This is a genomic window from Alteraurantiacibacter aquimixticola, assembly GCF_004965515.1.
Classification (GTDB): domain Bacteria; phylum Pseudomonadota; class Alphaproteobacteria; order Sphingomonadales; family Sphingomonadaceae; genus Alteraurantiacibacter; species Alteraurantiacibacter aquimixticola.
Map to the genome: position 1 here is coordinate 295,206 of NZ_SSHH01000001.1, position 10,366 is coordinate 305,571.

Annotated in this window: 7 protein-coding genes; 5 read left to right on the forward strand and 2 right to left on the reverse strand. The window is 64.1% G+C overall.

Annotation, left to right across the window (positions count from 1 at the left end; all coding sequences use genetic code 11):
* Positions 1 to 5: 5 nt before the first annotated feature.
* Positions 6 to 1,826: an ATP-binding protein gene (locus E5222_RS01275; RefSeq protein WP_136691769.1), complete on the reverse strand. Its 1,821-nt coding sequence runs from the start codon at positions 1,824 to 1,826 to the stop codon at positions 6 to 8.
* 63 nt (positions 1,827 to 1,889) lie between these two features.
* Positions 1,890 to 2,729, reverse strand: coding sequence for a class I SAM-dependent methyltransferase (locus tag E5222_RS01280; RefSeq protein WP_136691771.1), 840 nt, complete (start codon positions 2,727 to 2,729; stop codon positions 1,890 to 1,892).
* A 181-nt stretch (positions 2,730 to 2,910) separates the two neighbouring features.
* On the opposite strand from E5222_RS01280, the gene E5222_RS01285 reads away from it, so the two are divergent.
* The 5 genes from E5222_RS01285 to E5222_RS01305 all read left to right on the forward strand — a co-directional run bounded on the left by E5222_RS01285 (position 2,911) and on the right by E5222_RS01305 (position 10,365).
* Positions 2,911 to 4,893 carry a hypothetical protein gene (locus E5222_RS01285; RefSeq protein WP_136691773.1) on the forward strand — a complete coding sequence of 661 codons (1,983 nt, stop codon included), beginning with the start codon at positions 2,911 to 2,913 and terminating at the stop codon, positions 4,891 to 4,893.
* A 149-nt stretch (positions 4,894 to 5,042) separates the two neighbouring features.
* Positions 5,043 to 7,241, forward strand: a complete 2,199-nt coding sequence (locus tag E5222_RS01290) for a type I secretion system permease/ATPase (RefSeq protein ID WP_136691775.1) — start codon at positions 5,043 to 5,045, stop codon at positions 7,239 to 7,241.
* Entirely contained in the window at positions 7,238 to 8,737 is a 1,500-nt protein-coding gene (locus E5222_RS01295) for an HlyD family type I secretion periplasmic adaptor subunit (RefSeq protein ID WP_136691777.1), read from the forward strand. The genes E5222_RS01290 and E5222_RS01295 overlap by 4 nt, the downstream gene beginning before the upstream one ends.
* Before the next feature lie 187 nt (positions 8,738 to 8,924).
* A complete protein-coding gene (locus E5222_RS01300; protein ID WP_136691779.1) occupies positions 8,925 to 9,581 on the forward strand; it encodes a toxin-activating lysine-acyltransferase in 657 nt (218 codons plus the stop codon).
* Positions 9,582 to 9,585: 4 nt separating this feature from the next.
* On the forward strand, positions 9,586 to 10,365 hold the full coding sequence (locus E5222_RS01305; RefSeq protein WP_136691781.1) for a hypothetical protein: 780 nt from the start codon (positions 9,586 to 9,588) through the stop codon (positions 10,363 to 10,365).
* The last annotated feature ends 1 nt before the right edge of the window (position 10,366 follow it).

The window sequence follows — 10,366 nt, forward strand, 5'->3', positions numbered from 1 at the left end:
AGCGCCTACTTCAAGGCCTTCAGCAATTCGTCGGCGATGCTCTTGCCCGTGATCCGGCGGGTGGAAATCCCGGCCTTCTCCAGCTCTTCGTCCTTCACCCCGGCCGCCAGCGCTACCGATCCAGCCCGCTTCAGCAGCGCTTGCACGGCGGGCGGCACTTCGTCGTCGGACAATATGAAAGCGGAAGAGAAGCGATCGACCGGCGAGCCGGCTCCGGCATGCGTCACATCATCGAGGATACAGAGCATCGCACCGACCCCGGTGTTGAAAAGCGGAGCCTGGCACGAAAGCGGCCAGGCCGATCCCGGCACGCTGATCGGCTGACCGTTCAACCGCGCGCAGCTGGAATCGACAATGGCAAGGTCGGGCACTTCGGCGGCGATCTTGCCGCGTGCGGGCTGGTCCAGGTCCCCCACGACCAGTACGATGGGGACGCGCCCCTCACCCTCGATCAGCCGGGACAGGATCAAGCGATAGTGGTCCTCGGTGACCGGTTCGCCGACGAAGGGCTGGGCATTGATCTCGCAAATGGCACCGCCGGTTTCATGCCACGGCCTGGTGATATCGGGCAGGATCATGTCCACACCGGCGAGGTCGAGCCGCAAGGTGCGCAATGCGCGGCGCGCCAGCTCGAGATTGTCGGGATGAACGATATCGTCGACACGTCGCACGCTGCCGCCCAGCGCGAAATTGGCCGCACGCCGCAGGGCAACGAACTGGCCTTCTTCGGGCACGCTCTCCAGCGTCAGGCCCTGCCGTTCCAGCATGACCATCGCTTCATCGTCGAGGTCTATCGGATATAAAAGCGTATTCTGGTCCTTGGTGCGGCGCGGGTCGGCATTGAACTCGTCCAGCAGTGCGCGCACGCCCCGCTTGCCGTCGCCCGTGATTCCTCCGGGCGAGCGCTCGAGGGCTACCAGCAGCTGCTCGCCGAAGATGAGCAGGCGGTAATCGAGACCGTCGACATGCTTCTCGACGATGACATTGGGGCTCTTGGCGCGAGCCGACTTGAAGCCCCTTTCCAGCTCTTCCATGGTGCGGATATCGCTGGAAACGGCCACGCCGCCATCGAGATCGGCCGGCTTCACCACGACAGGAAATCCAAGCCTTTCCGCCTGCCCTCTCGCATGGGTGAGATTGCTGACAAGTCCGCCCATCGCGATCGGAAAACCTGCCTGTGCCAGTACGCCGTTGCACGCCTGTTTCTGCCGGGCAATGTGTACGCCGATAGCCGCCGTATCCTGCGTCATCGCGCCGCGCATGGCCACGGCCGCCTTGCCGAACCCGATCTGGAAAGCCTGGCCCTGCCATTCGAGGAAAGGCATGCCCAATTCGCGCGCTGCCCGGGCGAAATGGTGGTTGTTGGCCATGGTCCGCTCGCCATCCGCAAGTTGCTTGCGCGTTTCCGCGACCCATTGCGTGGCCGGCTTTTTTCCGTTCACCGATTGGAGGCAGCAGCCGACGATGTGCCGCAGGCTTGTAGACGCCATATTACCCAGCATGGGAATGCGCGGCACAGCGACGCGTATTGCGGTACTGGCACCTTCGTCGGGAAGAACCTCGGTTTCTTCGGGCATGAAGAGGTGAGCCTCGGCAAGCAAGGCCTGATGCACGGCGCAGGCGAGCTTCACGAGGCGCAGAGCGGGCGTCTCCGCGCTGACTTCGGCAAATCCTTCGGGCAGGCAGCCGAGCTCCGCCAATTGACCGGCCAGCTGTTCAATTCGGGCTGGCGCCAGCTCCGGCAAGGTGAAGTCGATCAGCTGCGACTGCACCGATCGCGTGCCGCCGAAAAGGGACCAGGTGGTCGGGGATCTGCGCAGGGACATGGGACCGATTCAACTTTCGTCCGATGGATAATGCAAGTTCGACAGGCCGGGCCTCGGGGATGGCTAAGCGGAGGTCGATGCCTGGCCGTCGGCGACACCCCTGGCACTGACCATGGGGCACAGGAAGCCGCAATCGTAATCGGGGAAGACAATGTCTACCTCGGCAAAGAAGCGCCCGAATATTGTACGGACCTGTTCGCGGGTGGGATAATTGAGGCGTTGGTCGAAACCGAATGTCTTGAGCGCACGCTCCTTGGCCTCGCCTTCCTGACCCAAGGCAGCGAGGAAGGAGTCCAAATCACCACATTGCTCTGCAACCTTGCCGGGAATGGCGCGCGAATGGGATGTGCCGTCCGGATCGGAAGATGCCATCGGAATCATCAATCGCATCGCAGCATCGCGGAAGCCCGCATATTTCTCTGCCGCATCATGCATCAGTGCGGCGAGCGTCAGGCGCGGCGCGGGTTGCATGAAGAAGCGGACGGCCAGCGTGCCGGAAGGGCGCAGTATCCGCAGCACCTCGTTCAGCACGCCGTCGTAGTCGGCGATCGCGGGCAGTGCGTTGAAGCTGCAATCGCCGATGACCACATCGAAGTGATCATCCGGGAACGGCATGTCCTGCCATGGTGCGCAGTGGCAGGACGCGCCTTCCCTGTCCCGCCAGAGCGTTTCGATCATCACCGGATCGAAATCGACGGCATCGAGCGTGCTGCCATCCGGCCAGTCGATCGCGGTCAGCCCCGGGGTCACGCCCAGCATCAGGACGCGCAACGGCGCTCCCCCATCGCGCAATTGCGCGGCACAAGCCTGCCGTAGCAGAGCGAGATCCTCTGGCGATGGAACAAATGGCTGGGGTATCGACAGCCACAAGCTGCCCTCCGTCCCCCATGTACTGTCGTTCATTGTCTTCCCTCACGCTCGCCATACAGCATCGAGAGCGCATGCCAAGGGTCGGGACGAAAAGGCCGTGGGTTACTTGCGGCGCAGCTGCGCGCGGCAGGATGCAATCGCTCCTGCAAGGCGCAAACAATATTGCAACCTGTAACGATGTAGCTTGCCGGAGGGTTCTTCTGGAGAGGTATAGATGACGCGTCGTGGCCACCGGTTCTTGCTGTATTCTGCCACAATATTGCCGGTCGCCTGCGGTCCGCTCTCTGCGCAGGATGGCGAGGATAATACATACGCCTACGATCCCGCTGCATTGCTGGTGGCGAATGTGCGGCGCAGTTCTTCGCAGGAAGCGCATTTGAACACGCTGCTCGAGTCATTCCGCGAGGTCGATAGTGACGGGAACGGGCTCGACCGCGACGATGTCGCGAGGCTCGAGGAGCGGATGCTGGCTAGGGTGCGGGAACAACACGCGCAAACGCTGGCGCGGGTCGAGCAGGAATTCATGCGGTACGATACGGATGGCGATGGCGGCGTGACCAAGGCCGAAATGCTTGCGGCAATCGAATACGAACAGAGCGGCCGCGCCGATGTAGACCGGGAATTCGAAAGGCGGGATGCCGACGGCGACGGCAGGCTGGCGCTTGCCGAAGTGGCGCCGCGCGGAGGGGCGCAGGCCGAGCAATTCGCCGCGATCGACACCGATGGCGACGCCTATCTCAGCAAGGAGGAATTGCACGCCGCCCTTGCCGCGCGCAATTCCCGCAGGGACCCGCCAGATTTTGCCTTCGAGCGCCTCGACGCCGACGGAAATGGTTCACTCACGATTGAGGAAGTCGCCGGCCTGGAAGGGCCGCCCATGCTCGATGCTCGCCGGCAGGAACGCAAGGCAAGAGCCTTCGAGCGGCTGTTCGCCATCGATGCGAATGGTGACGGCATCCTTTCGGAGGCGGAATTCAGCGAGGCCTTTCGCCGCCAGTTTGCCGCAATCGATACGGATGGCAACCAGCTGATCTCGGCCGCCGAGTTCGATGGCGCGCAGGAACGGCTGGCAATGGCGCGAGACATTGCCGAAGCGCCTCTATGCACGGTACCCGGACCGCGCAATGGCACGCGCGCCCTCGCATTCATTGCCGGTCGCGGCGAGCTGGTATCCCCGGTAGCGTTGGGTGCCCAGGATCGCACAACGAGCATCATCAAGGTGGCCATCGATAGCGGCGATGAGCCGCTATTCCTCCTTTTGGCAGCAGACGATCCCGTAATCTGGGACTTCTCGGGTGCAACCGAACGCCTCGAGCGCGTCGTTCTTTTCGCCGATGAGCATGACGATGCCGGGCATGCCCTCGCGGGTGCCCTGGGACTTCCCCAAAGCAAGGTGACCTTTGGCGAGCCGGGTTGCTTCCCGGCCGGCAGGATGGCCTCGACCGGCTCCAGGAGCGAAGACCGGCTGGCCAACCATGTCGGTGCCGTCACGGGCATTTCCGCCAGGGTCAGGCCGGTGCCGGGTGCGGCTGGCACGGTGACCTTCCCGGCAATGGTGGTGGAGCAGCTGCATCGTCCCGTGCCTGCGCCGGACGGCTTCGATCCGGATATCTGGTGGGAGGCGATCGCCGCCCATCCTCGCGGGGTCGGCGATCCGGAGTTGGCGTCACTGGTCACGCAGACCGCCTTGGTGGAATATGAGTGGCTGCCGGGTGAGTTCGGCCTTGCGCAGATGGCGGCGCAAGAGATGATCGAGCCGACCGACAATCATGGCGAATACCGGCTTCTCCATCAAATGAGCCGCTTTCCGGAAGCGTTCGAAACGCTCCGCAGTGTGGACTTCGTGCTGGGCGAAGGTATTCGTCGTCCCGACGGAGAGTTCGGCACAGGGTGTCTCTTTGCCGCAGATGGCGAGACCGTGCTCGAAGGCGAGCATTGCTTCCAGAGCCTGCGCGCAGACGCGGTGCAGGTCCGCTACGATGAAAGCGGGCAATCCTGCCTGTTTCGCTCTCGCACAGAGAAGGCCGGATGCTTCCCGGAAGACGGCCGGCCGTTGCGGGCCGTCGATACCCCGCAGGGGCAGCAATTCATGCCGGTCTCTGAGGAGGAAGCTGGTGTTCCGGAGATTACCACCGAGCGGTCGATCCCCGGGCCTGCTCTTTCTCCCGTCGAGATCATTCCGACGGGCGGCAGGTAGGATAAGGAACTGCAGAGGGCCGCGGTCTCTTGGTAAAGCGGAGCCTCAATCCTATGCGGAAAGTTCGGAACTTCACCGGCGCAAAGTGAAGTAACTTCCCGCTACTCATTTGCCTTGCTAAGGGACTGCCGGGGGTCGAACGGTATTCAATGGATAATTCGGACAATAACGGACCAACCGCAGTCGTCGACGCGGCGCTGGCGAGCTTTGTGCTGCTGGCCCAGTTCCTTGGCGTACCTGCCGATCCGGCGCAGATCCATCACGATCGCGGGCGAGGGGACGATCCCTACGATTTCGACGATCTCACCCGCATCGCCAAGAAGCTGGGGCTGATCGCCCGGCGCAAGCGCGCCCCGCTCGCCGACCTGCCCAAGCTGCCTCTGCCCGCGCTGGTGCGGCTGGCGGATGGCGGGACGGCCGTGCTGCTGAAGATCGACGACAACACCGATACCGGCGCGCGCTTCATGGTGCTGGCCCCCGGATCCGAACGGCCGGAAATCTGGTCGGAAGAGCAGGTGGAGGCCGGCTTCGCAGTCGAAGGCGGCAAGGCGGACCTGCTGCTGATGACCAGCCGCGAGCATATCGCCGGGCAGAAGCGTGCCTTCGATATCAGCTGGTTCATCCCGGCGCTGGTCAAGTACCGCAAGCCCTTGCGCGACGTTCTGCTGGGCAGCTTCTTCCTCCAACTGCTCGGCCTCGCGTCGCCGATCTTCTTCCAGCTGGTGATCGACAAGGTGCTGGTCCACCAGTCGATGACGACGCTGGAAGTGCTGGCGATCGGCCTTGCCACCGTGCTGGTGTTCGAGACGGTGCTCTCGGGCCTCAGGAACTGGCTCTTCGCGCATACGACCAACCGCGTCGATGCGGAGCTTTCCGCCGCGCTCTTCCGCCATCTCGTCGCCCTGCCGCTCTCTTATTTCGAGGCGCGGCGCGTGGGCGACAGCGTGGCCCGCGTGCGCGAGCTGGAAAGCATCCGCAACTTCCTCACCAGCAATGCGGTGACCGTGGTGATCGACCTGTTCTTCACCATCGTCTTCTTCATCGTCATGTATCTTTATTCGCCGATCCTGACGCTGATCGTGGCGCTGACGATCCCGGTCTACGTGCTGATCTCGGTCCTTATCACCCCGCCGCTACGCGCCCGGCTGGACGAGAAGTTCAAGCGCGGGGCGGAGAACCAGGCTTTCCTGGTCGAGACGGTGACCGGCATCGGCACGCTCAAATCGATGGCGGTCGAACCGCGCATGCGCGACCGGTGGGAGAAGCAGTTCGCCGGCTATATCAAGACCGGCTGGGACGTGACCGTGCTCTCCACCTGGGGCAGCCATTTGATCCAGCTCGTTTCCAAGCTGACCACGGTGGCGATCCTGTTCGTCGGCGCGAAGGCGGTGATTGCGGGCGAGCTGTCGGTGGGTAGCTTGGTCGCCTTCAACATGCTGGCGGGGCGCGTGGCCCAGCCGATCTTGCGCCTGTCGCAATTGTGGCAGGACTTCCAGCAAGTGCGCATCTCGGTGGACCGGCTGGGCGACATCCTCAACGCACCGGCAGAGCCCGAGCACAACCCGAACCGTGCCAGCCTGCCGCCGATCGCGGGCAAGGTGGAATTCGACAAGGTCCGCTTCCGCTACCGCCCCGATGCGCCAGAGGCCCTGCGCGGTGTCTCGCTCGAAGTGGGCGCGGGCGAGATGCTCGGCATTGTCGGCCCCTCCGGTTCGGGCAAGTCGACGCTCACCAAGCTGGTCCAGCGCCTCTACGTCCCCGAGCAGGGCCGCGTGCTGGTCGACGGCACCGATCTCGCCCTGGTCGACCCGGCCTGGCTGCGGCGGCAGGTGGGCGTGGTGCTGCAGGAGAATATCCTGTTCAACCGCACGGTGCGCGAGAATATCGCGCTCGCCAATCCCACCGCGCCGATGGAGCAGGTGATCGCCGCTGCCGAGCTGGCTGGCGCGCACGACTTCGTGCTCACCCTGCCGCATGGCTATGACACTGTGATCGAGGAGCGCGGCGCCAATCTCTCCGGTGGGCAGCGCCAGCGCCTTGCCATTGCCCGCGCGCTGATGACCGATCCGCGCATCCTCATCCTCGACGAGGCGACCAGCGCGCTCGATGCCGAAAGCGAGGAGATCATCCAGAACAACCTCGCCCGCATCGCCCAGGGACGGACGGTGCTGATCATCGCCCACCGCCTCTCCGCCGTGCGCCCTTGCGACCGCATCATTACTGTGGAGGCAGGCGAGATTACCGAAAGCGGCACGCATGAGGAGCTGCTGCGCGCAGGCGGGCGCTATGCCCAGCTGCATGCCAAGCAGACCGGGATGGCCAATATCGGAGAAGGGGCAAGCGTATGAGCGTGCTCGCTGATCGCTTCCCCACGCTGGCGCGGCACCTTTCGGTGCTGCGCGAAAGCTGGCGCGCGCAGGACGAGGCGGACGAGGCCTTTCGTCCGCGCGAGGAGCATGAATTCCTCCCCGCCGCGCTGGAGATCATGGAAAAGCCGCCCAGCCCCGGCATGCGCTTGCTGCTCTGGCTCACCTGCGGCCTGCTGGTGCTGGCCCTCATCTGGGCCGTGCTGGGCAAGATCGACGTGGTGGCAGTCGCCTCGGGCCGGGTGGTTCCTGGCGGCAATGTGAAGACCGTGCAGCCGATCGACATCGGCGCGGTGCGCGCGATCCATGTCACCAACGGCCAGTTCGTGCGCGCAGGCGAATTGCTGATCGAACTCGATCCCACGCTTGCCAGCGCTGACGAGGCGCAGAGCGAACAGAGCTTGATGAGCGCCCGCGTCCTGCGCGCGCGCAACGATGCCTTGCTGGCTTATCTGGAGGGCAGGCCCGCACGCTACGTCGCGCCGCCCGAAGCCTCGCCAGACACCGTCGCCACCGAACGGGCGCTGATCCGCGCGGCGATCGCCGAATACGAAGCGCAACGCGCCAGCCTGAGGCAGCAACGTGCGGAGAAGGCTGCCGAACTGCAGGGCGCCGAGGCCGAGATCGCCAAGCTGGAAGAAGCGCTCCCCTATATAGAAGAGCAATATTCCGCGCGCGAGGAACTGGCCGAACGCGGCTTCTATTCGCGCCTGCGCCTGCTCGAATACGAACAGCTGCGCGCCGAACATTTGCGCAATATCGAGATCCAGCGTGCCAATGCCGCGCGCGCCGGGGCGGCGATCGGTACGCTCGACGCGGAGATCGCTTCCTTGCGCGCAGGCTTCGGCCGCAACGCGGTGACCGAGCTTGCGGATGCGAACGAGCAGGCGAGCATGGCGGGCGAGGAAGTGCGCAAGGCCGAGCGGCGGCGGCAGTACCAGGAACTGCGCAGCCCCGTGGACGGCGTGGTGCAGCAGCTGAGCGTCACTACCGTGGGCGGTGTGGTCCAGCCCGCTCAGGTGCTCATGGTGATCGTCCCCTGCAGTGCCGAGGGTGCGGAAACGCCCGCCAGCTGCAATGCCGGCATCACTGTCGACGCCTTCGTCCAGAACAAGGATATCGGCTTCGTCGCCGAAGGGCAGCGCGTGGCGGTGAAGCTGGAAGCGTTCAACTTCACCGATTTCGGCATGCTGGAAGGCACCGTCCGCACGATCAGCCGCGACGCCATCGATCAGAGCCAGCAGCCCGCCGGATCGCAGCGCGACGAGAACGGCCGCCCCGTGCAGCCCGGCCTCGTCTACGCCACCAGCATCGCGCTCGCCTGCGGCCCCGACGATCCCGCCCGCACCAGCCTGTGCGACCGCGTGCAGCCGGGCATGGCAGTGCAGGCGGAAATCAAGACCGGACAGCGACGGATCATCCAATATTTGCTCAGCCCGATCAGCCAAGCGCTCGATGAGGCAGGGCGGGAGAGGTAGATTGTGCAAAAAGCCGTCTGTGTGCGGCGCGACGCAAGTCTTTTAGCTCTACGGCATAGTTAATGCTGCGGAATTATTGCAGCGTTGAGGGAAATTTCCTGCGATATTTGAGCATTTACTGGATTGACTGCCTCTGCTGTTTGGCGAATATTTCCGTTGGGATTCGTATGGATTTGAGGGGCAATTTATGGGTCGCAAGGGTAATGGCGCTGATGGTGCCGACGCAGGGCTTTCGCAGGCCAAATCGACGGACAAGGAACAGGAAGGCGCGGAGGCTGCAACTCCCGCGGCCAAGGCTTCTTCCGAGAAGCCACAAATCACGCCAGAGATGAAGGCCAAGCTCGCCGCGCTGAGAGAGCGGGTGCAGCTGAGCGTAGGGCAGGCGGTGCTCGCGATGGGCAATTTGCCGCGCTATCGCAGCCAGACACTGGGCGACCTGCAGCACCTGGTGATCGAGCCCTTGCTGCGCGACCGCCTCGCCGTCGCCCATGCGCGCTCGCCGTCTGGCGAAGCGGGCGAGGGAGAGGCCGGGGATGCCGCTCCCGCCGGGCAGGAGGCGACCGCCGGCATCGCCATCTGGGCCAGCGTTTCGGACGAGGTTGCGGCAAAGATCCGCGACCAGATCAAGGGCGGCGTCTTCCCCACCCGCCTGTCGGCCGACGACTGGACGAGCGGCGAGAACATCTGGCTGCTCGACCTCATCGCCCCCAACCGCCAGCTCGCCACCGCTGTGCTCGCCAACTTCAAGCAGATTGCCGGAGACAAACCGGTATCCATCCACCCGATCGTCGCCCGCAGCGTCGATCCGCAAGTGCTGGAGAAGATGCGGGCGAAGGGGGAGTAGGGGGATGGCCTTCAAGCGGTTCGTCGCGGCGGCACTGATGGCGCTCTCGCTGGCATCATGCGGTGACGATGCGTTCCCGGACTATCATTACAAGATGACCGTCTATGTTGGCGGGCAAGCCTTCTCCTCGGTCCGGGCAGTGGAGCAGGAGGAGGTGTCCAGCGTTGTCGATTCGACCGGACGAACCGTCAAGACGTCCATGCGCGGTGAGGCGGTGATCATCGATCATCCCAACGGGCGTACCTATTATGCGCTGCTGAGCAAGCCGGGCAGTCCGCAATACGGTGCCTTTGCCGCCGAACTTGCACTGATGCCGCTGGTAACGAAGGCACAGAGAGCGTCCACAGACAACTGGACGGGCGGGAACCAGTCGGGCGATCTCGACCTGCGCGCTCGCGATCATCAGGCGATGGTAGCGATCGAAGGGCCGCAGGAATTGCGCCGCCGCGTCCCGGTGGATGAATTGCGTCGCCACAGCGGCTCGGGCGACCCCGACTTCCCGGCCTGGCCCATGTTCGTGACCTTCTCCGATCCCGCCGACCCGCGCACCGTGCGCGAGGTGTCTCCCGACAGCTTGGGCGTCGAGCGCATTACCATCGAGATCACCGATGAGGGCGTGACGACGGGGATCGAGGAGCTATTGGCGTGGTTGCCCAGATACTATGATCGCCAATTGAGCGGAAGCACGACAGAATCGTTGAGGGATCAACAAGAGAGCGGGATTTCGGCGCGGCTTGGAGCTGGATCCTTCAGTGCAGGCAATGGCTTGAGTCCATATCAGTGAG

What these genes read in the sequence shown, in the direction of transcription:
- E5222_RS01275 (WP_136691769.1), bottom strand. Translation starts at nt 1,826, where the DNA reads ATGTCCCTGCGCAGATCCCCGACCACCTGGTCCCTTTTCGGCGGCACG.
- E5222_RS01280 (WP_136691771.1), bottom strand. Translation starts at nt 2,729, where the DNA reads ATGAACGACAGTACATGGGGGACGGAGGGCAGCTTGTGGCTGTCGATA.
- E5222_RS01285 (WP_136691773.1), top strand. Translation starts at nt 2,911, where the DNA reads ATGACGCGTCGTGGCCACCGGTTCTTGCTGTATTCTGCCACAATATTG.
- E5222_RS01290 (WP_136691775.1), top strand. Translation starts at nt 5,043, where the DNA reads ATGGATAATTCGGACAATAACGGACCAACCGCAGTCGTCGACGCGGCG.
- E5222_RS01295 (WP_136691777.1), top strand. Translation starts at nt 7,238, where the DNA reads ATGAGCGTGCTCGCTGATCGCTTCCCCACGCTGGCGCGGCACCTTTCG.
- E5222_RS01300 (WP_136691779.1), top strand. Translation starts at nt 8,925, where the DNA reads ATGGGTCGCAAGGGTAATGGCGCTGATGGTGCCGACGCAGGGCTTTCG.
- E5222_RS01305 (WP_136691781.1), top strand. Translation starts at nt 9,586, where the DNA reads ATGGCCTTCAAGCGGTTCGTCGCGGCGGCACTGATGGCGCTCTCGCTG.